The 25,665-nt window shown below is 68.3% G+C and carries 25 protein-coding genes; 18 read left to right on the top strand and 7 right to left on the bottom strand.

Annotated elements, in window-relative coordinates; translation table 11 throughout:
• Nucleotides 1-22 precede the first annotated feature (22 nt).
• A complete protein-coding gene (locus I6I07_RS13240) occupies nt 23-934 on the top strand; it encodes a LysR family transcriptional regulator (RefSeq protein ID WP_198486990.1) in 912 nt (303 codons plus the stop codon).
• A gap of 71 nt (nt 935-1,005) precedes the next feature.
• On the opposite strand, the gene I6I07_RS13235 is transcribed toward I6I07_RS13240, so the two are convergent.
• Together I6I07_RS13235 and kynU are read right to left on the bottom strand one after the other, a co-directional pair.
• Complete coding sequence (locus tag I6I07_RS13235) at nt 1,006-2,412, bottom strand: amino acid permease (RefSeq protein ID WP_006390993.1); 1,407 nt, start codon at nt 2,410-2,412, stop codon at nt 1,006-1,008.
• A gap of 58 nt (nt 2,413-2,470) precedes the next feature.
• Nucleotides 2,471-3,721, bottom strand: coding sequence for a kynureninase (gene kynU / locus I6I07_RS13230; protein ID WP_198486989.1), 1,251 nt, complete (start codon nt 3,719-3,721; stop codon nt 2,471-2,473).
• Nucleotides 3,722-3,859: 138 nt separating this feature from the next.
• Between kynU and I6I07_RS13225 the strand changes: the two genes are divergently transcribed.
• Nucleotides 3,860-4,333 carry an Lrp/AsnC family transcriptional regulator gene (locus I6I07_RS13225; RefSeq protein WP_006390995.1) on the top strand — a complete coding sequence of 158 codons (474 nt, stop codon included), beginning with the start codon at nt 3,860-3,862 and terminating at the stop codon, nt 4,331-4,333.
• Nucleotides 4,334-4,343: 10 nt separating this feature from the next.
• Here I6I07_RS13225 and trhA read toward each other — a convergent pair whose 3' ends face one another.
• Nucleotides 4,344-4,967 (bottom strand): PAQR family membrane homeostasis protein TrhA, encoded by a 624-nt coding sequence (gene trhA / locus I6I07_RS13220; protein ID WP_198486988.1) that lies wholly within the window; start codon nt 4,965-4,967, stop codon nt 4,344-4,346.
• Between the two features lie 138 nt (nt 4,968-5,105).
• On the bottom strand, nt 5,106-6,194 hold the full coding sequence (locus tag I6I07_RS13215) for a P1 family peptidase (RefSeq protein ID WP_192579544.1): 1,089 nt from the start codon (nt 6,192-6,194) through the stop codon (nt 5,106-5,108).
• Nucleotides 6,195-6,386: 192 nt separating this feature from the next.
• On the opposite strand from I6I07_RS13215, the gene I6I07_RS13210 reads away from it, so the two are divergent.
• From I6I07_RS13210 to I6I07_RS13200, 3 genes are all read left to right on the top strand, one after another.
• Complete coding sequence (locus I6I07_RS13210; protein ID WP_198486987.1) at nt 6,387-7,172, top strand: amino acid ABC transporter substrate-binding protein; 786 nt, start codon at nt 6,387-6,389, stop codon at nt 7,170-7,172.
• 81 nt (nt 7,173-7,253) lie between these two features.
• Nucleotides 7,254-7,934 (top strand): ABC transporter permease subunit, encoded by a 681-nt coding sequence (locus I6I07_RS13205; RefSeq protein WP_061074500.1) that lies wholly within the window; start codon nt 7,254-7,256, stop codon nt 7,932-7,934.
• The gene (locus tag I6I07_RS13200) at nt 7,931-8,692 is read left to right on the top strand and encodes an amino acid ABC transporter ATP-binding protein (RefSeq protein WP_198486986.1); all 762 of its coding nucleotides are present in this window, start codon (nt 7,931-7,933) and stop codon (nt 8,690-8,692) included. The genes I6I07_RS13205 and I6I07_RS13200 overlap by 4 nt, the downstream gene beginning before the upstream one ends.
• Before the next feature lie 257 nt (nt 8,693-8,949).
• Here the strand turns inward: I6I07_RS13200 and I6I07_RS13195 are convergent, their stop codons facing one another.
• Nucleotides 8,950-9,723, bottom strand: a complete 774-nt coding sequence (locus I6I07_RS13195; protein ID WP_420094586.1) for a peptidoglycan DD-metalloendopeptidase family protein — start codon at nt 9,721-9,723, stop codon at nt 8,950-8,952.
• A 178-nt stretch (nt 9,724-9,901) separates the two neighbouring features.
• On the opposite strand from I6I07_RS13195, the gene I6I07_RS13190 reads away from it, so the two are divergent.
• From I6I07_RS13190 to cyoD, 12 genes are all read left to right on the top strand, one after another.
• Entirely contained in the window at nt 9,902-11,185 is a 1,284-nt protein-coding gene (locus tag I6I07_RS13190) for an MASE1 domain-containing protein (protein WP_198486985.1), read from the top strand.
• Nucleotides 11,175-12,692: an acyl-CoA-binding protein gene (locus I6I07_RS13185; RefSeq protein ID WP_198486984.1), complete on the top strand. Its 1,518-nt coding sequence runs from the start codon at nt 11,175-11,177 to the stop codon at nt 12,690-12,692. Before I6I07_RS13190 ends, I6I07_RS13185 begins: the two co-directional genes overlap by 11 nt.
• A 34-nt stretch (nt 12,693-12,726) precedes the next feature.
• The gene (locus I6I07_RS13180; RefSeq protein ID WP_198486983.1) at nt 12,727-13,155 is read left to right on the top strand and encodes a DUF2946 domain-containing protein; all 429 of its coding nucleotides are present in this window, start codon (nt 12,727-12,729) and stop codon (nt 13,153-13,155) included.
• Between the two features lie 59 nt (nt 13,156-13,214).
• Nucleotides 13,215-13,832, top strand: coding sequence for an SCO family protein (locus tag I6I07_RS13175; protein ID WP_006391005.1), 618 nt, complete (start codon nt 13,215-13,217; stop codon nt 13,830-13,832).
• Between the two features lie 25 nt (nt 13,833-13,857).
• Nucleotides 13,858-14,355 (top strand): copper chaperone PCu(A)C, encoded by a 498-nt coding sequence (locus I6I07_RS13170; RefSeq protein WP_198486982.1) that lies wholly within the window; start codon nt 13,858-13,860, stop codon nt 14,353-14,355.
• Nucleotides 14,356-14,604: 249 nt separating this feature from the next.
• The gene (locus I6I07_RS13165; RefSeq protein WP_198486981.1) at nt 14,605-14,988 is read left to right on the top strand and encodes a DUF4148 domain-containing protein; all 384 of its coding nucleotides are present in this window, start codon (nt 14,605-14,607) and stop codon (nt 14,986-14,988) included.
• Nucleotides 14,989-15,170: 182 nt separating this feature from the next.
• On the top strand, nt 15,171-16,373 hold the full coding sequence (locus I6I07_RS13160) for an ATP-binding protein (protein WP_006391008.1): 1,203 nt from the start codon (nt 15,171-15,173) through the stop codon (nt 16,371-16,373).
• 1 nt (nt 16,374) lies between these two features.
• Nucleotides 16,375-16,929 (top strand): response regulator transcription factor, encoded by a 555-nt coding sequence (locus I6I07_RS13155; RefSeq protein WP_369815877.1) that lies wholly within the window; start codon nt 16,375-16,377, stop codon nt 16,927-16,929.
• A gap of 258 nt (nt 16,930-17,187) precedes the next feature.
• Nucleotides 17,188-18,099, top strand: coding sequence for a ubiquinol oxidase subunit II (gene cyoA / locus I6I07_RS13150; protein WP_006391010.1), 912 nt, complete (start codon nt 17,188-17,190; stop codon nt 18,097-18,099).
• A complete protein-coding gene (gene cyoB, locus I6I07_RS13145; RefSeq protein WP_198486980.1) occupies nt 18,099-20,075 on the top strand; it encodes a cytochrome o ubiquinol oxidase subunit I in 1,977 nt (658 codons plus the stop codon). The genes cyoA and cyoB overlap by 1 nt, the downstream gene beginning before the upstream one ends.
• A gap of 3 nt (nt 20,076-20,078) precedes the next feature.
• Nucleotides 20,079-20,693 (top strand): cytochrome o ubiquinol oxidase subunit III, encoded by a 615-nt coding sequence (gene cyoC, locus I6I07_RS13140; RefSeq protein ID WP_198486979.1) that lies wholly within the window; start codon nt 20,079-20,081, stop codon nt 20,691-20,693.
• Complete coding sequence (cyoD, locus tag I6I07_RS13135; protein WP_006391013.1) at nt 20,693-21,043, top strand: cytochrome o ubiquinol oxidase subunit IV; 351 nt, start codon at nt 20,693-20,695, stop codon at nt 21,041-21,043. The genes cyoC and cyoD overlap by 1 nt, the downstream gene beginning before the upstream one ends.
• Before the next feature lie 93 nt (nt 21,044-21,136).
• Here the strand turns inward: cyoD and I6I07_RS13130 are convergent, their stop codons facing one another.
• The gene (locus I6I07_RS13130; protein WP_332840438.1) at nt 21,137-23,674 is read right to left on the bottom strand and encodes an ankyrin repeat domain-containing protein; all 2,538 of its coding nucleotides are present in this window, start codon (nt 23,672-23,674) and stop codon (nt 21,137-21,139) included.
• 159 nt (nt 23,675-23,833) lie between these two features.
• Between I6I07_RS13130 and I6I07_RS13125 the strand changes: the two genes are divergently transcribed.
• Nucleotides 23,834-24,451 (top strand): nitrogen fixation protein NifQ, encoded by a 618-nt coding sequence (locus I6I07_RS13125; RefSeq protein WP_054428649.1) that lies wholly within the window; start codon nt 23,834-23,836, stop codon nt 24,449-24,451.
• 43 nt (nt 24,452-24,494) lie between these two features.
• Here the strand turns inward: I6I07_RS13125 and I6I07_RS13120 are convergent, their stop codons facing one another.
• A complete protein-coding gene (locus tag I6I07_RS13120; protein ID WP_198486978.1) occupies nt 24,495-25,622 on the bottom strand; it encodes a hypothetical protein in 1,128 nt (375 codons plus the stop codon).
• Nucleotides 25,623-25,665 lie beyond the last annotated feature (43 nt).

Here is a 25,665-nt window from a genome sequence, read left to right as displayed (position 1 = left end):
ATAATCGCAATGGAGAATCGCCATGGAACGCGGCGCGCTATGGGAATACCAGGTGTTCTGCGCCGTCGCCGAACGCCAGAGCTTCGTGCTGGCCGCCCGGGCGCTGGGCGCTTCGCCCAGCGCCGTCACCCGCGCGGTGCAGGCGCTGGAACGCCAGGTCGGCGCGCAACTGCTGTTGCGCAGCAAGAGCAGCGTGGTGCTGACGCCCCAGGGAGAAAGCTATTTCGAGTCGGCGCGCGGCCTGCTGCGCCTGGAAAGCGAGGCGCGCGAGGCGCTGCGCGACACCCCGTCGGGCGACCAGGGCCGGCTGCGCTTCTCGGCGCCCGACCTGCTGGGCGTGACCCTGCTGCCGGCCGTGCTGCGCCGCTACGCGGCCGAGCATCCCGGCGTCACCGTGGACATCACCTACACCGACAAGGGGATCGACCCGATCGCCGAGGGATTGGACTTCGCCATCCGCGGCGGTTTCCCGGCGTCCAGCGAGCTGCTGGGCGCGCGCCTGTGGCCGTATGCGCGGCTGCTGTGCGCCAGCCCGGACTACGTGGCGCGCATGGGCCTGCCGCGCGAACCCGAGGAACTGGCGCATCACCGGCTCATCATGCACACCGGCCCGCGCGTGCTGAAGGACTGGCACTTGCGGCGCGACAAGCGCATCGTGCGCATGCATGCCGAGCCGACGGTGCGCGTCAGCACCAGCAGCGGCCTGATGGCGCTGGCGCTGCAGGGCGTGGGCATCGCCCGATTGGCCGACTGGGCGGCGGCGCCGGAGATCGCGCGCGGCACGCTGGTGCAGGTGTGCCCCGGCTACACCGCCACCTCGGCGCAGGGCGTGGCGCCGCAGATGCACGCCGTGTACGCGTCGCGTTCGCTGCCGGCGCGGGCCCGCGCCATGCTGGCGGCGATCCGCCAGTGCGTGGACACGCGCGCCGGCTGAAACGCGCCGCCGCAGGCCCCGCCATCCGAAACCCGCCAGCCGCAACGGCGGACGGGTCCGACGGCGCCCCCCTAGGAGCGCTGCTCGCGCGCTTCCAGCACCACCGCCGCGGCGGACTTGCGGAACAGCAGCAGGTACAGCGCCGCCAGCACCAGCAGGAACGGCACGCCGAACACTAGCGTCATCTTGAACACGCCGGTGAAGTAGGTCGTCACCAGGATCGCCAGCATGGCGCCGGCGCCCAGCAGCGTCAGCAGCGGAAAGCCCGGCATGCGGAACGACAGCGCCGCGCCGCCTTCACGCGCCCAGCGGCGGCGGAAGAAGTAGTGCGTGACGAAGATCATCATCCAGGTGAACAGCGCGCCGAACATCGAGATCGCCATCATCAGCGTGAACGAGGTCTCCGGATACAGCACGTTCAGCACGGTGGCGATGGCGATGCCGCTGGTCGACAGCAGCAGCGCATTCAGCGGCGTGCCGCTGCGCGTCAGCCGGCCCAGCGCCGCCGGCGCGTGGCCGGCGCGCGACAGGCTGAACATCATGCGGGTGGTGATGTACAGCTGGCTGTTCATGGCCGACAGCGCCGCCACCAGCACGATGAAGTTGATGACGCCAGCCGCGTACGGCACCTGCACCGCTTCCATCACCGTCACGAACGGGCTGCCGCCCTTGCCAGCCTGGTCCCACGGCACGATGGCCAGGATCAGCGCCAGCGTCAGCAGGTAGAACACCACCAGCCGCACGATGGTGGCGCGGAACGCCTTCTTCACCGCGCGCTCGGGGTCCTCGGCCTCGCCCGCCGCCACCGCGATCATCTCCACGCTCAGGTAGCTGAAGATCGAGATGACCACCGCGATCCACATGCCCCACACGCCGTTGGGGAAGAAGCCGCCGTGCGCCGTGTACTGCGCCGCGCCGTACTGCGGGTTGCCCCAGACCACATAGGCGCCCAGGATGATGAACGCCACGATGGCGCTGATCTTGATGGTCGAGAACCAGTACTCGATGGTGCCGAACGCCTTCACGCTCATGGCGTTGATGAAGATCAGCGCCGCCGAGAACAGGCAGACCCATTGCCAGCCGGGCACCGACGGGAACCAGAACTTCATGTACTCGGCCACCGCGGTGACCTCGGTGCCCACCGCCAGCACCACGCACGACCAGTACGCGTAGCGCACCAGGAAGCCCGCCAGCGGACCGATGTAGTGCTCGGCGTAGGCGCCGAACGAGCCCGAGGTGGAATGCGCCACCGTCATCTCGGCCAGGCAGCCCATCAGCAGCAGCGTGATCAGCCCGCCGATGGCGTAGCTGATGATGACGCTGGGGCCGGCAAAGCCGATCGCGAACTTGCTGCCCAGGAACAGGCCGGTGCCGATGGCCCCGCCGATCGCGATCATGCTCATCTGGCCGGACGTCAGGCGGCGCTTGAGCCCCTGCTCCCGCTCGGCGATCCTGCCGAAGCCTTGTGGTTGTTTCATTGTCTCCTCCGGTACTGCGCTCTCTTGTTGGATGTCGCTTGGGCCGGTGCGCCGCCGCTCAGGTCACGGCCGAGCGCTGCTTGAACTCGGGCTTGTCCCAGGCCTTGCTGTCGAGCACGTCCTTGAGGATCTCGACCGCGTCCCAGACGTCGGCGTAACCGAAGTACAGCGGCGTCAGGCCGAAGCGCAGCACCTCGGGTTCGCGGTAGTCGCCGATCAGGCCGCGCGCGATCAGCGCCTGCATGACCTCGTAGCCGTTCGGGTGGCGCAGGCTGACGTGGCTGCCGCGTTCTGCGTGGTCGCGCGGCGTCACCAGCGTCAGCGGATGGCCGGCGCAGCGTTCCTCGACCAGGGCGATGAACAGGTCGGCCAGCGCCAGCGACTTCTTGCGCACCTCGGCCATGTCGGCCTCGCGCGCCACGTCCAGGCCGCATTCGACCATGGCCAGCGACACGATCGGCTGGGTGCCGCACAGGTAGCGGCGGATGCCGCCGGCCGGCTCGTAGGCGACCGTCATGTCGAACGGGCGCTGGTGGCCCCACCAGCCCGACAGCGGCTGCCAGAAGTCGGGAATGTGGCGCGGCGCCACCCAGATGAAGGCCGGCGAGCCGGGGCCGCCGTTCAGGTACTTATAGGTGCAGCCCACGGCGTAGTCGGCGTCGGCGCCGTTCAGGTCAACCGGCACCGCGCCGGCGGCGTGCGCCAGGTCCCAGATGATCAGCGCGCCGCGCTCGTGCGCCTGGCGCGTGACCGCGGCCATGTCGTGCATCTGGCCGCTGCGGTAGTTGACGTGCGACAGCAGCACCACCGCCACGTCATCGTCCAGCGCCCGGTCCAGCGGCAGTTCGTCGTCGATCAGGCGCATCTCGTAGCCCTGCTGCAGCAGGTCGATCATGCCCTGGATCATGTACAGGTCGGTGGGGAAGTTGTCGCGTTCGGACAGGATCACGCGGCGCCCGGGCTGGCGCTTCTGCTGGATGCGCAGGCTGGCCGCCAGGGCTTTGAAGATGTTCAGCGAGGTGGTGTCGGTGATGACCAGTTCGCCTTCCCTGGCGCCCAGCAGGCCGGCCAGCTTGTCGCCCAGCCGCGACGGCAGCTCGAACCAGCCGGCGGTGTTCCAGCTGCGGATCAGGCCCGTGCCCCATTCCTGGGTGATGACCTCGGCGGCGCGCGCGGCGGCGGCGCGCGGCATCACGCCCAGCGAGTTGCCGTCCATATAGAGCACACCGGGCGGCAGGTCGAAACGCGCCTTCAGCGGCGCCAGGGGGTCTTGCCGGTCGGCGGCGACACAGCTTTCACGGGTATGCATTCACAGCTCCTTCGGGCAATATGCTGGCTACATACTAGCAGCGCGCCCGAGCCGAATAGTTGCAAAACAAGGCGTGGCTAACCCTAGAATTTCGCATTAAATTGCGTCATAGACCATTTTTTCGAATTGGATTGCACCATGCAACTGGACGCTATCGACCACCGCATCCTCTACCGCCTGCAGGAGAACAGCCAGCTCAGCAACCAGGACCTGGCCGAGCAGGTGGCGCTGTCGCCATCGGCCTGTTTGCGGCGGGTGCGGGCGCTGGAGGAAAGCGGCCTGATCCGGGGCTATCGCGCCGTGCTCGACGCCGAGCGGCTGGGATTCGAGCTGGAAGCCGTCGTGCACGTGTCGCTGGACCAGTCCCGCGCCGGCTGGCACGAGGAATTCCTGGCCGGCATCGCCCTGTATGACGAGATCACCGAGGCCAGCATCGTCACGGGCGCCTCCAACTACATCCTGACGGTGCGCACCCGCAACCTGGCGGCGTTCTCGCAGTTCGTGGAGGACAAGCTCAGCAAGATCGCCGGGGTGCGCGACCTGTGTTCGCATATCGTCATGCGGAAAGTGAAGAACCGCGGCGGCATGCTGCCGCTGGCGGCCTGGCGCTGACGGCCGACGCTCAGGCGTGGCGCAAAAAGCCGAACACCGTGACGAAGTGGCAGGCCGACCCGCCCATGACGAACAGATGCCAGATGCCGTGGGCATGGCGCCAGCGCTTGTCGTTGGCGTAGAACACCGTGCCCACCGTATAGAGCGCGGCCCCGGCCAGCAGCCACGCCAGCCCCGCGCCCGACAGCGCGCCGGCGATGGGCGCGGCGCACATCACCCCGAGCCACCCCATCGCCAGGTACAGCGGCAGGGCCGGCGCGGCGCCGCGCGCCCACCACAGTTCGCGGCCGATGCCGTACAGCGCCAGCAGCCAGATCGCCACCGCCATGGCGGCGCCCCACCCCAGTTCGGGCGGCACGAACGCCAGCGGCGTGTAGGTGCCCGCGATCAATAGATAGATGGCGCAGTGGTCGGCCTTGGCCCAACGCGCCTTGCTGCGGCCGCGCGAGCAGTGATACAGCACCGACGAGGCATAGACCGCGATCATGGACGCCGCGAACACGGCGCAGGCGACGATCTGGCGCGCGTCCACCTTCAACTCCGTGGCCCGGGCGATCAGGGCCCCCGAAGCGGCCACCGCCAAGGCCAGGCCGGCCAGGTGGGTGGCCCCGTTGAAGCGCTCTCCTTCGTACATGCTGTCCCCTCCCGCGCAGGCGGTGCGCCGACGCTTTCCATCATGCCGGCGCGATATGACAGCTTGGGGTCAGCACGAACAAGGGGGGAAGCAGCAAATGGCGTTCCTGCACGCCATTTCTTCAGGAGAAAGCGCCGCTCAGGCGATGAAGTCGACCGCCGCCGGGTAGCCTTCCAGCGCGCGCGCCGCCAGGATGGCGCGCTGCACCGCGATCGCCATCGCCTCGGCCGCCAGCACGCCCAGCAGCATCATGTTGGCGGGCTTGTTGGAGACGCCCGTGCCCAGCGCGAACACGGTGTCGCCGTCGAGCATGGTGTGGATCGGGTTGATGGTGCGGGCCAGGCCGTCGTGCGCGGTCTGCGCCATCTTCTGCGCCTGCGCCTTGGTCAGCTTGACGTCGGTCGCCACCAGCCCGATGGTGGTGGCCGCGCCTTCGCGCATCGAGGTCGGCAGGTCGCCCGCCAGGATCGCCGCGCGCGTGTCCAGCAGCATCTTGCCGTCGGCGGTGCGGGCGCCGGCCAACACGTGGCCGGTGGCCGGATCGACCACGTCGCCCACCGCGTTGACCGCGACGATCGCGCCCACCGTGACGCCGGCCACGGTCAGCGAGGCGCTGCCCAGGCCGCCCTTCATGGCGCGCTTGGCGCCGTACAGCTTGCCGACCGTGGCGCCGGCGCCGGCGCCGACGTTGCCTTCCTGCGGCGGCTTGGCGCTGGCCGACTTGCAGGCCTGGTAGCCGGCCGCGGCATCGGGCCGGATCGAAGCGTCGCCCACGCCCAGGTCGAACAGGATGGCCGCCGGCACGATCGGCACGTGCGCCACGCCCACGTCGAAACCGATCTTGCGTTCCTCCAGGTAGCGCATGACGCCGGTGGCCGCCTCCAGGCCGAAGGCGCTGCCGCCGGCCAGCATCACCGCGTGCACTTTTTCCACCATGTTGACGGGGTTGAGCAGGTCGGTCTCGCGCGTGCCCGGCGCCGCGCCGCGCACGTCCACGCCGCCGGTGGCGCCCGCTTCCGCGATGATGACCGTGCAGCCGGTCGGCCGCCGCGTGTCGGTGTAGTGCCCGACCTTGAGGCCGGCCACGTCGGTGATGCTGCCGCCGCCCGGCACGCGCCGCAAACCGTTGGCGCCATACGCCGGCATGACGCCTGCGGACGCCGCGACACCCGCCGCCGCCATCATGAAAGCCCGCCTGTTCCATTGTTGTTGCACGCCTGTCTCCATCTGGATAGCACCTGGATCAACCCCGGGCCGGGCGGCCCGGGGCGCGAATGCCGCATATGACTTGCCGCTATATTTTTACTATTCCTTATGCTTTGTGGAAAAATAGACGCGTTGTTAGAGTGCGGCTACACCGGAAGGCGACGCGGCTGACGCGGGCCTTTCGCAGTGATCTCTCATCCGTGGAGCATTGCCATGAAACTCTTGCGCTCGTTGTTCATCGCCGGCCTGGTCCAGGTCGCCGCCCTGTCCGCCGCCCATGCCCAGTCGGGGCTGGACCAGATCAAGTCCGCCGGCGTGTTCAAGATCGGCACCGAAGGCACCTACGCGCCCTTCACTTTCCACGATGCATCCGGCCAGCTTACCGGTTTTGACGTCGACATTGGGCGCGCCATCGCCCAGCGCCTGGGCGTCAAGGCCGAGTTCGTCGAAGGCAAGTGGGACGGCCTGATCGCCGGGCTCGACGCCAAGCGCTACGACGCCGTCATCAACCAGGTCGGCATCACCGACGCGCGCCGCGCCAAATACGATTTCTCCGATCCCTACATCTCGTCGGCCGCGGTGCTGATCGTGCGCGACGACAACACCAGCATCAAGTCGTTCGCCGACCTCAAGGGCAAAAAGTCCGCCAACACGCTCACCAGCAACTTCGGCAAGCTGGCGCAGAGCCATGGCGCGGAAGTGGTGGCGGTGCAGGGCTTCAACGAAGCCATCGACCTGCTGACCTCGGGCCGGGTGGAAGCCACCGTCAACGACAACCTGTCGTTCCTGGACTTCAAGAAGCAGAAGCCCAACGCCAAGGTCAAGATCGCCGCCACCGACAAGGCCGCCGAATTCAGCAACTCCGGCGTGCTGCTGCGCAAGAACAACCCCGAACTGGTGGCCGCCATCAACAAGGCGCTGGCCGACATCAAGGCCGACGGCACCTACAAGACCATCTCGGTCAAGTACTTCGGCACGGACCTGTCGGCGCAGCAATAAGCGGTCCGCTCCATGACGCTCCCCGCCTGGCTGCACAACGTCCTGCCCGACTGGATCCTGGCCCAGCTCGACGCCCTGGCGGTGCCGGCCTGGGTGCAGCTGATGGCCGACTCGTTCTGGCCCCTGCTGCACGCCGGGCTGGTGTTCACCGTCCCGCTGACGCTGATGTCGTTCGCGCTGGGGCTGGCGCTGGCCTTCGTGGTGGCGCTGATCCGGCTATTCGGCCCGGCGCCGCTGGTGGCGCTGGTGCGCTTCTACGTCTGGCTGATCCGTGGCACGCCGCTGCTGGTGCAGCTGTTCGTGATCTTCTACGGCCTGCCCAGCGTCGGCGTGGTGCTCGACCCGCTGCCGGCGGCGCTGATCGGCTTCACGCTGAACGTCGGCGCCTACAACTCCGAAGTGATCCGCGGCGCCATCGAGTCGATCTCGCGCGGCCAATGGGAAGCCGCCTATTCATTGAGCATGACGCGCGGCCAGGCGCTGCGCCGCACCGTGCTGCCGCAGGCCGCGCGGGTGGCGGTGCCGCCGCTGTCCAATTCCTTCATCGCCCTGGTCAAGGACACCTCGCTCGCCGCCGTGCTGACGGTGCCCGAGATCTTCCAGGCGGCCCAGCGCATCGCCGCCGTCACGTATGAACCGCTGATCCTGTACACCGAGGCCGCGCTGATCTACCTGGTGTTCAGCTCGGTGCTGTCCGCCGCCCAGGTGCGCCTGGAGCGACGCTTCGGCCAGCACGCGGTGTTTTCCGAGAAGAACCGATGATCCGCCTGGAACAGATCGAGAAATCCTTTGGCGGCAACCTGGTGCTCAAGCAGGTCGACGTGGCCATCGCCGAAGGCAGCGTCACCGCCTTGATCGGCCCGTCCGGCAGCGGCAAGAGCACCCTGCTGCGCTGCGTCAACCTGCTGGAGGTGCCCGACCGCGGCACGCTCGAGATCGGCCCCGAGCGGGTCGAGTTCGAGCCCGGCGAAAAGCTCCCGCGCGACCAGGTGCAGCGGGTGCGCATGCAGACCGGCATGGTGTTCCAGAACTTCCAGCTGTTCCCGCACCAGACCGTCATCGGCAACGTGATGGAAGGGCTGGTGACGGTGCAGAAATGGCCGGCCGACCGCGCCCGCGCGCGCGCCGAGGAACTGCTGCGCAAGGTCAACATGCTCGACAAGGCCGAGGCCTGGCCCGCCAACCTGTCGGGCGGCCAGCAGCAGCGCGTGGCGATCGCGCGCGCCCTGGCGCCCGCCCCCCGCGTGCTGCTGTGCGACGAGCCGACCTCGGCGCTCGACCCCGGCCTGGCGGCCGAAGTGGTGGACGTGCTGCGCCAGCTGGCCACCGAGGGCATGACCATGCTCATGGCCACCCACGACCTGCGCCTGGCCGCCAGCGTGTCGCGTGAAGCGGTGTTCCTGCTCGATGGCAACGTGGTCGAATCGGGCGCCTCGCGCGACCTCTTCACCCGCCCGCGCGACCCGCGCACCGCGGCATTCATCTCGACCCTGACCCAGGACGCCGGCCAGATCGGTTGATGCGGCGCCGGGCTGCCCGAAGACCGGGCAGCCCCTTGAGCGGCAGCAAACCCACCTCGCGCGCGCCCGCTCTCCCATCAACGACGCCACAAAAAAATAGCCGCCCGGCCGCCCGAAGGCCGGGCAGCCCCCTCGGGGGGCAGCAAGCGCATGCAGTGCGCGCAGCGTGGGGGCCGCCTGGCCGCCCGGCCGCCCGAAGGCCAGGCAGCCCCCTCGGGGGGCAGCAAGCGCACGCAGTGCGCGCAGCGTGGGGGCTCCTACTTCCCGGGCAGGGACCCGGCCGGATCGACCGCCTGGCCGTCGTAGCGCAATTCGAAGTACAACCCGACCTGCTTGCTGTCGCTGTTGCCCATTTCCGCGATCTTCTGGCCCTGGCTCACCCGCTGGCCTTCCTTGACCAGCAGCTTGCTGTTGTGGGCGTAGATGCTGAGGAAGCTGGCGTTATGCTTGACGATCACCAGATGCCCGTAGCCCCGCAGGCCGCTGCCCGAATAGGCGACGGTGCCGGCGGCGGCGGCCACCACCGGCGTGCCGGTGGAATTGGAGATGACGATGCCGTTGGAGCCCGAGCCGTCGTAGCCGCGGGTCACCTTGCCCTGCGCCGGCCACACCAGCGAGATCGCCCCCGGCGGCGCGGTGCGCCGCTTGCCCATGGCGGGCGCCGGCGAACGGCTGCCGCCCGAGGCGCTGGCGCGCGGCTTGGCGGGGGTGGAGGCGGCCTGGCCGGCGGGCGGCACGACGCGCAACATCTGTCCCACCTCAATCGAATTGGAGTTGGACAGGTTGTTCCAGCGCGCCAGGTTCGATACGCTGGTGCCCTGCTTGCGGGCGATCTGCGTCAGCGTGTCGCCCGACTGCACCCGGTAGTAGCCCGGCTGGACCTTGGTCGTGCCGCAGGCCGCCAGCAGCGCCAGCAGCAGGGTCAGCAACGCCAGCCGGACAAGCCGGGCCGCGCCGCGGGCCGGCGGCCGCGCCGGAAAGCCGCCGGAAACGCCGGCAAAATCGGGAACAGGCAAGGTCTGGGCGGGCAAGGAGAGCACTGAATCCTGGAACGGAGTAGAAAATGACTGCGTCCAAGGGTACCAAGATTTTCGGGCGGCGGTATGCTCCGGCAACTTTCGCGGACCGTGCCGGGCCGTGTATAACCCGCTGATTGCCGCGAGCGCCAGCTCGCCCTGTGCCACAGCGTCTGCAAGGAACAATATGGGAATGACCCAAGCGCCGAGAAAGAACCTGTACTGCCTGCTATGGGCCATCCCGTACCTGCTGTGCGGCGTCTTCTCGCGCCTGCTCAACGACCCGGTGAGCCATGCCGTGTTCGTCTGGCTGCCGCCCGGCGTGGCGGTGGGCGCCTATCTGTTGACGCAGCGCCGCAACTGGTCGCTGCTGCTGGCCGCCTTCTTCTGCGCCCAGCTGGCGCTCACCAGCTTCACCCGCGGCCAGCCCGCCACGGCGCTGGTGTTCGCCATCACCGCCAGCCTGTCCAGCCTGCTGGCGGCCTGGACGGTGCAACGCCTGACCCCGCGCGAGGGGGGCGTGGGCCTGGTGGCGGCGCTGCTGGCCGGCGCGGTGGTCGGCGCCGGCCTGTCCGCCCTGCTGGGCGGCGGCTGGCTCTGGCTGACCCAGGAAGCCCATGCCCTGGTGCGGCTGCGCACCTGGGTGGCGGCCTATCTGGCGGGCATCCTGATCCTGGCGCCCGCGCTGACGGTGTGGGCCCATTTTCGCCCGCGCCGCTCGGGCGGCCCGCGCCGGCGCGATCTGGTGCTGGGCGTCTGCGCCTACGCCGGCCTGATCGCGACGACCTTCATGACGTTCGACGGCGACATGATCAAGAACCTGCCGTACGTCGTCACCTTCGAGCTGACCTACCTGCCGCTGGTGTTCGCGGTGCTGACCGCGCTGGTGTGGGGGCCGCTGGGCGGCACCCTGGCCGTCGTCACGCTGACCCTGATGGCGCTCTACCAGGGCGCGCAGGGCGAAGGCCCGTTCGTCGAGGCCAACGACCACTGGCACGTGCTGCTGGCCACCCAGGTCTACCTGGTGGTCACCGCGCTGCTGATCCTGCTGGTCAACACGCTGCGCGGCGCCCGCGCGCAGGAACTCGAGAACGCCGTGCAGTGGCGCGGCCGCTTCGACCTGGCGCTGGCGGGCAGCCACCAGCTGATGTACCGCTACAACCCGTTCGACGGCTCGCTCGAACTGGCCGGCGACCTCCAGGGCGCTTTCGGCATGCAGGCCGATGCCATTCCCACCCTGGACGCGCTGCTGGCCCTGGCCCATCCCGATGACCGCGCGCGCCTGACAATGCATTGGGCCGCGCGCCGCGCCGGCGCCCAGGACCGCACCCCGCTGCTGTTCCGCATGGCGCATGCCGGCGGCGGCTGGCGCGTGGTCAGCGACCGCGGCTCGCCGCTGGAGGATTTCGACGGCAGCGTGGCGGTGGTGGCCGGCATGTGGCGTCTGGGCGAAGTCGAGCAGGCAGATGTCGACTAACACCGGCGCCCTGCTCATCCACGGCTTGGGCGGCACCCAGTACGACCTGGGCTCGCTGCACAAGATCCTCAAGCGCGCCGGCATCGAGACGCACACGCTGACGCTGCCCGGCCACGGCACCACGCCCGAGGACCTGCTGCCGGTGCGCGCCGAGGACTGGATCGACGCCGTCACCGCCAAGTACCGCGAGGTGGCCGAGCGCCACGACACGCTGCATGTGGTCGGCATGTGCCTGGGCGCGCTGCTGGCGGTGGAGCTGTGCAAGCGCGTGCAGCACCGCAAGGGCAAGCTGGTGAGCCTGGCCGCGCCGGTCTTCATCGACGGCTGGAGCACGCCCTGGTACCGCGGCCTGCGCAAGCTGGTCTACCGCATCCCCGGCCTGGCCGCGCGCATGCGGGTCGAAGAGGAAGAGCCCTACGGCATCAAGAACGAGCTGGTGCGCTCCATCGTCAAGGCCAAGTTCGAGCGCGGCGAGAATTTCCACTACCGCTGGGTGCCGCTGGCCTGTGTGCGCGAGGTCGACCGCCTGCGCCGCCTGGTGCAACGCGGCCTGAACGCCATCAGCTGCCCCAGCCTGATCATCCACGCCCACGAGGACGAGCTGACCTCGGTGCGCTCGGCGCACTTCCTGAACGACGCCATTCCCGACAGCCGGCTGGTGCTGCTGGACAACAGCTACCACATGATCTGCGTCGACAACGACCGCGACCGGGTCGCCTCCGACATCCTGCAGTTCATGGACAAGCGTCCGGCCACCGCGCGCCCGAGCCGCGCCGCCGCCATGAGCGGCGACGAGGTCGAACGCATCCTGGACGACTACCGCGAGGCGATGCTGTCGGGCCAGTTCGAGACCCTGTTCCCGCTGTTCGCCGAGGACGTCGTCTGGCACGAGGAAGGCGACAGCCCCCTGGGCGGCGTCTACCAGGGCCGCGGCGGCCTGATCGACCTGTTCTCGCGCGTGATGGACTATTCGCGCAACACCTTCACGGTCGACAGCGTCGGCCCGCCGCAGCCGGCCGGGCGGTCGATCGCGGTGCCGCTGACCTTCCAGGTGCAGGATGGCCCCGTCCGCTACCGCGGCGCGTCCACCCATACCCTGCGCCTGCGCAACAACACCATCGCCAAGGTCACCGCGCGGGCGTCGGACCCGGCCAGCGAGGACGCCTTGTGGCGGCGGCTGGCCGTCGCCAGCGGCCTGGAGCCCGAGGGCGACGCGATGGACCGCGAGACGCTGGCGATTGCCGACGAAGACCTGGAAGACGCGTTCGAGGCCGCCGTGATCGCGTTGCGCGCCCTGCCGCAGGCGCCGTCCACCAGCGTCGCCATCCGGCTGTATGCCTACGAGCAGCAGGCCCGGCGCGGCGACGCGCCGCCGCAGGATGCGCCGGACGCCAGCGTGCGCGAACAGGTCGAGCTGGCCACCTGGCGCCTGCTGGCCGGCCTGCCCGCCGACCAGGCGCGGCGCCGCTACATCGCCCTGATCCGGCGCCTCGATCCCGACACCTGAAGCCGTCCTCGGCCGCTCGGCCTACAATCGCTGCATGTCCGCCCTGACCCATCCCTCGCGAACCGCCGGCGCCCCGCGCGTCCGGGGCGTGCTGTGGCTGGCGTTCCTGGCGATACTGCTGCGCGCCCTGGTGCCGACGGGCTACATGCCCGACGCCCGCGCGCTGCACGACGGCCGGCTCGAGGTGACCTTCTGCTCGGCCGCCGGCGACCTGGCCACCCTCAAGATCGCGCTCTCGCCCGACGGCAAGCGCGGCGGCGCCGGCCACTCCAGCGCCGACACCGGCGCGCAATGCCCGTTCGGCCTGCTGGCGCACGTCACCCCGGCGCCCGCCGCGCAGACCGCGCCGCTGGCGCTCGCCGTCTCCCGCGCCGCGCCCTTCCCGCCGGCCCACGTGGCGGCGCCGGTGCAACCGGCCCAAGGGCCGCCGCTGGGCTCGCGCGCCCCGCCCCTCGCCGCCTGACTCCGCTTTTCCGCGCGGCCCCGCCGCGCCCTTGCGAACCGTCAACCGACGAGGCTTTCATGCATTCCCCCCTTTCGCGCGCCCCCGCGGGCGCCGCGCCGGCGCCCGACCGCCACCGGCGCCGGCTGCTCTCGGCCCTGGCCCTGCTGCCGCTGGCCGGCTGCGGCCCCGACGCCCCCAAGCTCAACGGCATGGACCTGGCCAGCATGCCCACCGGCGATTTCCAGCTGCGAGACACCGAGGGCCGGCAACGCCAGCTGGCCGACTACCGCGGCAAGACCGTGATGCTGTTCTTCGGCTTCACCCAATGCCCGGACATCTGCCCCACCGCGCTGACCCGCGCGCTGGAGATCAAGAACCTGCTGGGCGCGGACGCCGCCAAGCTGCAGGTGCTGTTCATCACCGTCGACCCCGAGCGCGACACGCCGGAGATCCTGCAGGCCTACATGCAGGCCTTCGACCCCGCGTTCGTCGGCCTGCGCGGCGACGCCGAGCAGACCCGCGCCGCGGCGCAGTCGTTCAAGGTGTTCTACCAGAAGGTCCCGACCGGCTCGTCCTACACCATGGACCACACCGCGTTGACCTACATCATCGACGCCGAAGGCAAGCTGCGCGTGGCCCTGCGTCACCAGCAAAGCGCCGAGGAATGCGTCGCCGACCTGCGCACGGTGATCTGAACCGCCCCCGATCAAAGGAAATTCCATGAAAATGACCGCCTTCAAATCCCTCGCCGCCGCCTTCGCCCTGGGCGCCCTGACCCTGGTCCAGGCCCCCGCCCTGGCGCAGGACGCCACCCTCAAGGTGGAAGACGCCTGGGTCCGCGCCACGGTGCCCAGCCAGCACGCCACCGGCGTCTTCATGCGCCTGACCTCGTCCGCTCCGGCGCGCCTGGTCGGCGTCGAGTCCGACGCCGCCAAGCACGTCGAGGTGCACGAAATGGCGATGCAGGACAACGTCATGAAAATGCGCCAGATCCCCGCCCTCGACCTGCCCGCCGGCCAGCCGGTGGAACTGAAGCCGGGCGGCTACCACGTCATGCTGATCGACCTGGCCAAACAGGTGTCGGTGGGCGACCCGGTGGCGCTGACGCTGCTGGTGGAAGACGCCAACGGCCAGCAGCGCCGCGTGCCGGTGACGGCCACCGCGCGTCCGCTGGCGGGCGGCGCGGCCCCGGCCCCGGCCCCCAAGCACGGGCATTGATTAACGGGGACCGTGTCATCGCAAGCGCATTGACACCTGTATTTCAAGCTTGAAATAGTTGTTTGGACAACAACCCGCGTTTTCTGCAACGCCAGGACGCGCGCCCGGTCGAATCAAGAACACCGGGTGCGCCCTTTCCCAACGCATCCGCCGCATTCCCCGCACCCCAGGAAATCGTCCCCATGCCGCAGCGGAGACGACGGCGCGGCCTGCCCCCAGGCCGTTTGCTTTGATTGCCAGGAGCGTTTCATGAAGACCTTGACTGTCACTCTGTTGCTCTGCGCCGGCCTCACCGCCACCGCAGCCGTGCAAGCCCAACCGGCCCAGGCCGCCGCCCCCACCGCGCAATACAAGCGCGACCTCTACGGCGACTGGCGCGTCAGCTACCCCGCCCCCGCCGCCAAGACCGCCGACCAGGTGAGCGCCGAACTCGCCCGGGCCAAGACCGACGGCCAGTACACCTTCGGCCAGGAAGACTACCCGCCCGCCGTCGCCTCGAACGGCCTTGGGGAAAGCCGCGCCCAGGTCGAGCAGGAGCTGCAGACCGCCGAGACGCAAGGACAGATGGCGTCCGACCAGGAAAGCTATCCGCCCGCCGCGATGGCCCATAGCGGCATGTCCGACATGCAATAACAGGGACACACCGCAATCTGCGGCCCGTCCTGATTCCTCATACAATGCCAGCACACATCCGCCGCCGGCGGCCTCGCGGGGCCCGGCGGCAGCGCGGCGCCCCACGCCGCGCCGGATGCCAGCGTTCCGCGCAGCCGGACGCCTGATCCGCCGGCGATAGACCGGCAACTCTGTGTCTGGATATGCCCGGTAGTTCCGCCTTTTCCTTCCTGCGTACCCTCTGCAGCCTGCGCTGGCTCGCCATCGCGGGCCAGGCCGCCACCATCCTGGTGGCCAGCAGCGTGCTGGGCCTGGCCCTGCCGCTGGAGCCGCTGTGGATCGGCGTGGGCGTGCTGATCGGCTTCAACGTCTACGCCAGCCTGCGGCTGCGCCACAGCCGCGACCTGTCCCACGCCACTGCCTTCGGGCACCTGCTGGTGGACATGGCCGTGCTGGCCTGGATGGTGGGCTGGAGCGGCGGCCTGAGCAATCCGTTCGGCATGATGTTCCTGATCCTCACCGCCCTGGCGGCGCTGGCGCTGCCGCGCAACTGGGCGCTGGCCGCGGCGCTGGCGGGGATCTCCGGCTATTTCGCCGCCGCCATCTTCGGTCAGCCGCTGCGCGGCGACGTCAACACCCACACCCTGCTGCTGTGGGGCCTGGGCGCCAATTTCCTGATTTCCGTGGTGGTCGTGCTGGTGTTCACCACCCGCCTGGCCGCCGACCTGCGGGCGCGCGAACGCGAACTGGCGCGGCTGCGCGAGCGCTTCACCCGCAACGAGGGCATCGTCGCCCTGGCCACCCACGCGGCGGCGATGGCGCACGAACTGAACACCCCGCTGGCCACCATGACCCTGCTGGCCGACGAGATCGCCGCCGAGGTCAAGGAGCCCGACCTCAAGCAGGACGTCGCCACCCTCAGCCAGTTGCTGGCCCTGTGCCGGGAACGCATCCGCAATCTGGCGGTCCCAACCGCCGTGGACCTGGTTCGCGTGGTGGGGCAATGGCGCCTGATCCGGCCGACAATCGACCTGCAGCGCTCGGGCACCCTGCCGGCCAGCCTGCGGGTCGATCCGGCCATCGCCCACCTGCTGCAGGCCCTGCTGAACAACGCGGCCGACGCCGGCGAAGCCGCCAGCGAGCCGCGCGTGGACCTGCACCTGGAATACGGCTATGGCGCCCTGCGCGGCGAAGTGCGCGACTACGGCGGCGGTTTCGACCCCGACCACACGCTGCTGCCGGCCACCAGCCTGTTCAACAGCGGCAAGCCGGGCGGCCTGGGCGTCGGCCTGGCCCTGTCGCACGCCACCGTCGAGCAGATGGGCGGTGAAATGACCATGACCGCCGCCGATGGTGGCGGCACCCGCATCCGTTTCTATTTGCCTCTCGGCACTCCCGGGACCTGATATGTTGAATCCCACCGATCTTGGCCTGCTGATCGACGACGACGAGCTCTACGTGCGCACCCTGCAGCGCAGCCTGTCGCGCCGCGGCCTCGAGACCCGAACCGCCACCGGCATCGCCGAAGCGCTGCGCGTGGCCGAAGAGATCCGCCCGGCCTTCGCGCTGGTCGACCTGCGCCTGGGCGAGGACTCCGGCCTGACCCTGATCCGTCCCCTTCGCGCCCTGCGCGCCGACATGCGCATCCTGCTGGTCACCGGCTACGCCAGCGTGGCCACCGCGGTCGAGGCCATCAAGCGCGGCGCCGACGACTACCTGCCCAAGCCGGCCACCGCGCCGATGATCCTGCGCACCCTGGGCCTGGTGAAGCCGGAAAGCGTTACGATCGAAAGCACCATGACGCCGTTGCACCGCCTAGAATGGGAGCACATCCACCAGGCCCTGCACGAGACCGGCGGCAACGTCTCGGCCGCCGCCCGCCTGCTGGGCATGCACCGGCGCTCCCTGCAGCGCAAGTTGGCCAAGAAACCGGGGCCGGAACGCGAGGTGCTGGTCGACTGATTGGCGCGGATGCCACACATCGCAACAATCTCGTCTTGTGCAGGTGCGACATATCGTCGCACCCCCACCCTCCCAGCAAAGCCCGCTCCCGCCTGGGAAAACCCTTAACGGGGCGCCCTGGGGGCAAAAGCCAGCCGGGCAATGCGACCATTCGTCGCAGCCTTGACCCAAATCAACCCGATAGGATGGACGTTGCTGCCTAGCAGCATTCCAGTCTGCTGCTCCGCAGCATTTCCCACCATCCTTCCAAGGCTGTACGTGAAACACCCCCTCCTTGCGACCCTTACGCGCATTTTCGGCGTCGGCGCGGTCATGCTGCTTGGCGGCTGCAACATGGAAATCCTCTCCCCCAAGGGAGACATTGGCGCTCAGGAAAAGACCCTGCTGTTCACGGCAACCGGTCTGATGCTCATCGTGGTGATCCCGGTCATCATCATGATCCTGACGTTTGCCTGGAAATACCGCGCATCCAATACCAAAGCCGACTACCAGCCCAAGTGGGCCCACTCCACGGCGATCGAAGTCGTGGTCTGGACCGTGCCATGTATCATCGTGGCGATCCTCGCCGTGATCACGTGGCGCTCCACGCACGCGCTCGATCCCTACAAGCCGCTCGTCTCCGAGCACAAGCCGGTCACCATCGAGGTGGTGTCGCTGGATTGGAAGTGGCTGTTCATCTACCCCGAGTACGACATCGCCACGGTCAATGAGATCGCGTTCCCGGTTGACGTCCCGGTCAATTTCCGGATCACCTCGGCCTCGGTGATGAACTCGTTCTTCATTCCCCAGCTGGGCAGCCAGATCTACTCGATGGCCGGCATGGAGACCAAGCTGCACCTGAATGCGCGCGAGCCCGGCACCTACGCCGGCATCTCGGCCAACTACAGCGGCGCCGGTTTCTCCGGCATGCGCTTCAAGGCCATCGCCACGTCGCAGGAAGGTTTCGACAACTGGGTCAAGGAAGCCAAGGCTTCAGGCGCCTCGCTGACCCCGGCGGTGTACCAGGAACTGACCAAGCGCAGCGAGCGCAACCCGGTCGTCAAGTACGCCTCGGTGCCGCCGTCCATGTTCGACTACATCCTGGGCAGCACCATGTCCAAGATGGCCGGCGTCGACGATGCCACGTGCACCCCCACGTCGAATAATCTGATCGCAGGATTGAATCAATAATGTTCGGGAAACTCACCCTAGAGTCCATTCCGTACCATGAACCCATCGTCATGGTTACGCTGGCTGCCGTGTGCCTGGGAGGCCTCGCGGTCTTCGGCGCCGTCACCTACTTCGGCAAATGGAAGTACCTCTGGACGGAATGGCTGACCTCCGTCGACCACAAGCGCATCGGCGTGATGTACATCATCGTCGCGCTGATCATGCTGCTGCGCGGCTTCGCCGACGCCATCATGATGCGTACCCAGCTGGCCGTCGCCTCGGCCGACTCCGCCGGCTTCCTGCCGCCCCACCACTACGACCAGATCTTCACCGCCCACGGCGTCATCATGATTTTCTTCATGGCGATGCCCTTCATCACCGGGCTGATGAACATCGTGGTGCCGCTGCAGATCGGCGCCCGCGACGTGGCCTACCCGTTCCTGAACTCGCTGAGCTTCTGGCTGTTCGGCGCCGGCGTCGCGCTGATGATGATCTCGCTGTTCGTCGGTGAATTCGCCGCGACCGGCTGGCTCGCCTATCCGCCGCTGTCCGGGCTCGACTACAGCCCAAGCGTCGGGGTCGACTACTACATCTGGGCGCTGCAGATCTCCGGGCTGGGTACAACACTCAGCGGCATCAACTTCATCGTCACCATCCTGCGCATGCGCGCGCCGGGCATGACCCTGATGAAGATGCCGATCTTCACCTGGACCTCGCTGGTCACCAACGTCCTGATCGTGGCCGCCTTCCCGGTGCTGGCCGCCACGCTGGCGCTGCTGACCGCCGACCGTTACCTGGGCACGCACTTCTTCACGAACGACATGGGCGGCAACGTCATGATGTACGTGAACCTGATCTGGATCTGGGGCCACCCCGAGGTCTACATCCTGGTGCTGCCTGCCTTCGGCGTGTACTCCGAAGTGGTTGCCACGTTCGCCCGCAAGACCCTGTTCGGCTACAAGTCCATGGTCTACGCCACGGCCGCCATCGGCGTGCTGTCGTTCCTGGTCTGGCTGCACCACTTCTTCACCATGGGCGCGGGGGCCAACGTCAACGCGTTCTTCGGCATCGCCACAATGATCATCTCGATCCCGACGGGCGCGAAGATCTTCAACTGGCTGTTCACCATCTACCGCGGCCGCCTGCGCATCACCACGCCGGTGCTGTGGACGCTGGGCTTCATGCTGGTGTTCGTCATCGGCGGCATGACCGGCGTGATGCTGGCCATCCCCGGCGTGTCGTTCGTGCTGCACAACAGCCTGTTCCTGATCGCCCACTTCCACAACACCATCATCGGTGGCGTGGTGTTCGGTTGTATCGCCGGCATGACCTACTGGTTCCCCAAGGCTTTCGGCTTCAAGCTGAACGAACGCCTGGGCCGCTACTCGTTCTACTGCTGGTTCGTCGGCTTCTTCCTGGCCTTCATGCCCCTGTACATCCTGGGCTTCAAGGGCATGACGCGTCGCCTGAACCACTACGACAACCCCGAATGGCAGCCCTACCTGCTGGTCGCGCTGGCCGGCGCCGCGCTGATCATGCTGGGCATCTGGTTCCTGCTGCAGCAAGTGTTCGTGTCCGTGCGCCAGCGCAAGCAGAACCAGGACATCACCGGCGATCCCTGGGATGGCCGCACCCTGGAATGGTCGATCTCGTCACCCGCGCCTTTCTACAATTTCGCCCATGTTCCTCACGTCGATGAACTGGACCAGTTCTGGGAAGACAAGCAGAACGGCAAGGCCTACAAGCGCCCGGCCAAGTACGAAGACATCCACATGCCGAAGAACACCGCCGCCGGCGTCTTCATCGGCGCGTTCGGCCTGGTCATGTGCTTTGCCCTGATCTGGCACATCTGGTGGCTGTCGATCGTCGGTTTCGTCGGCATGATCGGTTCGTTCATCGTCCGCGCCTATGACCGCGACGTCGACTACTGGGTCCCGGCCGCGGAAGTCGAACGCATCGAAAACGCCCACTTTGAAAAAATGCAGAAGGCCGCCTGAGCCATGATTCAAGCCGTAGCCACTCACCCCCACGCGGGTCACGACGATCACGCGCACCATGACGATGGATCCAAGACCGTTTTCGGTTTCTGGGTCTACCTCATGAGCGACTTGCTGATCTTTTCGGTGCTGTTCGCCACGTTCGCGGTGCTGTCCAACGCCACCGCGGGCGGCCCGACCGGCAAGGAACTGTTCGACCTGAAGTTCGTGCTGGTCGAAACCCTGTTGCTGCTGTTCTCGAGCTTCACCTTCGGCATGGCCAACCTGAACGTCCACGCCAACAACAAGAGCCGCGCAATCGGCTGGTTGATGATCACGTTCCTGTTCGGCGCGGGCTTCATCGCGATGGAAGTCTATGAATTCCATCACCTGATCACCGAAGGCGCGGGCCCCGGCCGCAGCGCCTACCTGTCGGCGTTCTTCACGCTGATCGGTACCCACGGCCTGCACGTGTCGTTCGGCCTGATCTGGATCATCGTCATGATCGACATGATCCGCCGCCATGGCCTGGACTCGATCAACAAGCGTCGTCTGGCGTGCCTGAGCCTGTTCTGGCACTTCCTGGACATCGTCTGGATCTGCGTCTTCACCTTCGTCTATCTTCTGGGAGCCCTCTGATGTCGCACTCCGCTGCGGCCGCACACGGCCACGACGATCACGCCGCCGACCACGGCACCGTGAAGTCCTACATCATCGGTTTCGTGCTCTCGCTCCTGCTCACCTTCGGCTCGTTCGGCCTGGTGATGAGCGGCGCGCTGTCCCACACCATCACCATCATCGGCGTGGTGGCGCTATGCGTGCTCCAGCTGCTGGTGCAGCTGGTGTACTTCCTGCACATGGGCGCTTCGAAATCGGCCCGCGACAACCTGGCCACGTTCGTCTTCACCGTGATGATCATCGCCATCATCGTCGGGGGTTCGGCCTGGGTGCTGTACAACATGAACGTCAACATGGGCCACGCCATGTAAGACCCGTCATTCGATGACGACAGACAGGCGCCGCGAGGCGCCTGTTTTTTTTTGGCGGGCCGCGCCCGCAACCGGGCGGACATGGCCCGAGGCTCAGTCCGGCGCCTTCACCGTCAGCGTCACGCCGGCGCGCTGCGCCAGTTCACGCGCGCTGACCCCGACGAACGGCTGCACCCGCGCGCCCTGCTCCAGGTCGCAGGCCGGCGCCCTGGCCGCGCCATCCAGCACCTGCCGCAAGGCCCGCGCGGCCGACGGCCCCAGCGGCCCGTTGTCGCCCAGCTTCCAGGCCAGCATGTCCGCCACCGCCATACCGCAGCGCGCCGGCGTGGCGTACAGGCCGGCGTCATGCTCCAGCAGCATGCGCGCCTTGGCATCGTTGCCCAGCCGCAGCATGATGACCAGGGGCAAGGCGTCCGCGTCCACCACGCCGCGCAGCCGCAGTTCGCCGTCGCTGCGATCCGACGGATTGGCGCCCGCCTGCAACCAGGCCAGGTACAGATCGTCGGGCAGCCAGGGCAGCGACAACGGCGCGACATCGCGGCGGGTCACGCCCGAGGGGTTGCCGTCATAGGCCAGCGGCGCCCCCGCCGCCAGCAGCCGCTCGGCGGTGGCGCGCAAGCGCGCGCGCAGGCCGTCCCATTGCGGGCCATTGCCTTGCGCGTCGGCGCGGTTCTCGACCTCGTTCCATTGCCGCAGCAGGCTCGACAGCGGCGCCGCCGTCAGCGGCGCGCGCGGCTTGCCGGCGGCGGCCTGCGCCAGGCGGTCCACCAGTTCCGGCGACATCTGCCGCGCCGCCAGGCTCAGGGCCTCGTCCATGCCGGCGCGCTGCTGGCCGCCCTTCGGCCCATAGCCGCCCACCGTCGGGTCGGCGCCGCGCGCCAGCGCGAACGCCACGCGCTCGGACACCGGATATACGGTCTGCGGCGTGAGCTCGCCGCTGGGCGACTCACGCAGCGCTTCCAGCAACGGCGTTTCCCACATGGCCTGGTCGCCGTAATACATGCGGATGTAGACGGCATTGATGTCCGCCCCCTTGGCCAGCAGCTTGTCGGCGAACCAAAACTTCGACGGGCTGCCCATGGCCGCGTGCAGCACCGAGCGGCCGCTCTTGTCGCGGTCGTTCGGGTTGGCGCCCTTGGCCAGCAGGTAGTCGAGCGTGTCCTTGTCCTCGGCCGAGTACGACACCCGCCGCAGCAGCAGCGGCGTGCCATTCGAGTCGGGCGCCTCCAGCGAAGCGCCGGCGGCGATCAGGACGTCGGCCAACGCATAGCGCTCGGCCGCCGGGCGGCTGTCGCCCGACGGCGGCAGGGCCGCGGCCAGCAGCGGCGCGCCGCGATTGGGACCGTCGACCTTGGCGCCGGCCGCCAGCAACGCCCGCACCATCCCGGGCTGGCGGCCATAGGTGGCGGCGCTGAGCGCCGACACGCCGTACTCGTTGACGCCGCTCGGATCCTGGCCGCCGCGCAGTTCGGCGCGCACCGCGTCCAGGTCGCCCGCGCGGATGGCCTCGAAGATCGCCAGCCGCGGCCGGCACGCCGCGGCATCCAGCGTCCTGGCGTCCAGGGCAGCGCCGATACGGGCGGCCACGTTCGCCGGCATCGCTTCGCCCGCCGCCAGGCGGCGCGAGCAGTATTGGCGGAAGTCCTCCCGCGCCAGCGTCTCGTAATAGTCGCGCAGTTCGCGCTGCCGGTCGCGCAACTTGAGGCGCGCATCGGCGCGGTTCAGGTAGGCCGGCGTGCGCGCCGGGTCGCGGCGCAGCACCTCGCCCAGCACCCGCTCCGCTTCGGCCAGCTCGCCGCCCCGGCCCGACTCGCCCAGCCAGAAGCCATAGTCGTTCAACGCGGTCAGCGCCTCGGCGTCCTTGCCCGCCGGGTCGATCTCGCGATAGTCGTGTTCCAGCACGAAGCGCCGCAGGTCCGCCAGCGCGCGGCCGAATTCGGCGGCCTTGGCGCGCGGGATGGCGCGCACCGCCTGGTGCAAGGCGCGAAACGCCGCCGGCACATCGCCCGCCGGCCGCGTCTCGAAGCGCACGTCCGCGGGCCACGCCGGCAAGCGGCTCGGATACCCCGCCAGCGCCGGCTTGAGCGTGGCCAGCGCCTGCGCGCGGCGCGTCTCGTCCCAGGGCTGGTCGGCCGTCGCCACCACCCGGGCGGCATCCGCTTGCACGCGGATCACGGCCCCGGAGGCATCCACCAGGAAGCCATCGGCGCGGCCCTCGGCGGCATCGGGATAGGTGTAGGTCACCCAATAGAAGACCTGGCCGTCGCGGGGCGCCGTGACACTGACATTTTCCGCGCGGTCGGCGCGCCACGCCGCCGGGTCGATCACCAGCGCCCGCGAACGGAACGCCAGCTCGGACGGCGAGCCCGCGCCGCCCGGCCGCAGATAGCGATACAGGAACAGGCGGTTTTCCAGCTGGCCGACCAGCAAGGCGTCCTTGGCGTTTTCAGTGCCCCAGACACGGCGCTCGGGCTCGCGCAGCGGATAGCGGCCCAGCCGCATCGCCTCGATGGCCGCGCCGATGTCGTGCGCCACGGCGAGCGGCGGCGCGGCCATGGCGAACAGGCCGGCCAGCGCCAGCGCAACGGCGCCGAAACGGCGGGGAACCGCAAGAGGGGCAAGACGGGACATCGTGGGGACCTGTAATGGGAAGCGGGCCGATGATACCGCCCCATCCGTCCGCCGCCGCGCCCGATGCCGGCGGCTTTGACACATCGCAGAAAGGGTCATCCCCCCTTCGTTATATATTTCAGCATATAACGACTCCTTCAAATCTTGCCTTGAACCGCCATGGATGCCGTCCTGACCGCCGCCCCGCCCGCCCGGGACATCGATGCCCTGACCTGTAGCCTGCTGGAGCAGGCCGTGCCCGGCCATCCCGACACCCGCTTTTTCGCGACGGTGATCGGCAAGAGCCTGGCGCATCGCGACCTGGCCCGCACCGGCCTGTCGCCGACCGAACTGGCCGAAGTGCTGGCCAACCTGTTCCCTGGCGCGCAGGCCGGCTCCGCGCCGGCCTATGCCAACCTGCGGGCGCAACTGCTGGCTTACGCGGCGCGCGGCCTGGCCAGCCCGCAAGCGGATTTCACGCGGCTGCTGCGCGTGCTGCTCGACGCCTGTAGCGGCCAGGCCTCGACCACCGCCTGGGTCACCAGCGTGCTGGCGCAAGCCTGCCTGCGCCCCGACCACCTGTGGCGCGACCTGGGCCTGAACGGACGCGAGGACGTCACCGCGCTGCTGACGCGCCACTATCCCGGCCTGGTGGCGCGCAACACGCAAAATCTGCGCTGGAAGAAGTTCCTGGCGTATTCCGCGTTCGAGCATGCCGGCCAGCCCGCCGCCGCCGCGCCCGGCTGTGCGGACTGCGAGGACCATGGGTTCTGCTATGGGGATGGCGGCCGGCGTTGAGCCGGCGCTTGGCTAGGGCGCGGCGCCAGCCTCAAGCGCCAGGTCAGAACCATTGCACCTTGACCAACACCTGCGCGCGGTATTTGCCGGTCTTCAGCTCGGCGCCGGTCCGTTCGAGATGCGCGGTGTACGTCTGGGTCGCCGACAAGGTGGTGCCGCGCAACACGGGGCCCGCGTTGTTGCGGTAGCCCGAGGAGGATATGCCGTACTTGTCCATCGGGACGGGGCCGAACCGGACCGTCTGGTTCGCGGCATTGGTGATGGTCATTTTCAGGCCGTTCTCCTGGCCATCGGCGTTCTTCAGGAAAAGCTCTTCGTTGAGTATGTCCGTGCGTTCACCGCTTTGCGGCAGGAATGAGACGGCAGTTCGTAAAAAGAATTCGTCCAGGGGATTGCTGGATGCCGACGGACCCACCAGGCCTTCCAGGCCGGGGCAAACGGGACTATTGACCCCCGCCGACACGTTGAACGGCTTGGCTTGCGGCAACTTGCCGTTGTGGCTTGCCGTCGTCAGCACCGTATCGAACGTGACTGTGTTGTCGACATTGACCGAGCCGATGCAGGAGGGGATGAACTGGAAGCGCGAGGGCGTGGTGTTGAGGAAGATGCCGGGCGCCAGCACGGCGCCTTCGTCCGCGACCAGTTTGAACGCGAACGTGGCGGGCAGGAACACGCGCAAAGGCTGCTTCGTTGTCTTTTGCGTATACAGCACCAGGAGGATGCGGCCCACACGTTCGCCGCTGTCCCCCTGGTACGGCTTATCGACGCTGAAATAAGGTGAGTACGTTCCCGCCAATGGATCAGGGTTCCACTGCCCCTCGAAGAGACTGTCGTAGACGATCGCCAGGCTCAACGATGCGTCTCTCATGGCCTGCCTGATCGGCCCGTAGTCACCGAGGATCACAAGCGCCGCCCGCCTGGGCACCGGGGCACTATTGAAGCAATGGTACCTGAACTCATAGGGACGGCTGATATATAGAATGCTGCCCCCGGGAGGCTGCTTGTCCATCTCGAAACTGACCGACGGAGGCAAGCTGAACGTCACGGTGTCGCCCCCGTCCAGCAACTTGCATTCACGCACGCCCGCTTGCGCATGCCCCAATGCCGGTAGCAGCAGGGCCGCGATCACCCCTGCGAGCCAGATGCGTGGCCCCCCTTTGTTTGCCGCCACGATCGATGCTCCCGGATGATCAGAATATAAAAACTATTTTATC

The sequence above is a fragment of the Achromobacter deleyi genome (assembly GCF_016127315.1).
Lineage (GTDB): Bacteria > Pseudomonadota > Gammaproteobacteria > Burkholderiales > Burkholderiaceae_B > Achromobacter > Achromobacter insuavis_A.
This window is presented reverse-complemented; position numbering and strand designations above follow the sequence as displayed.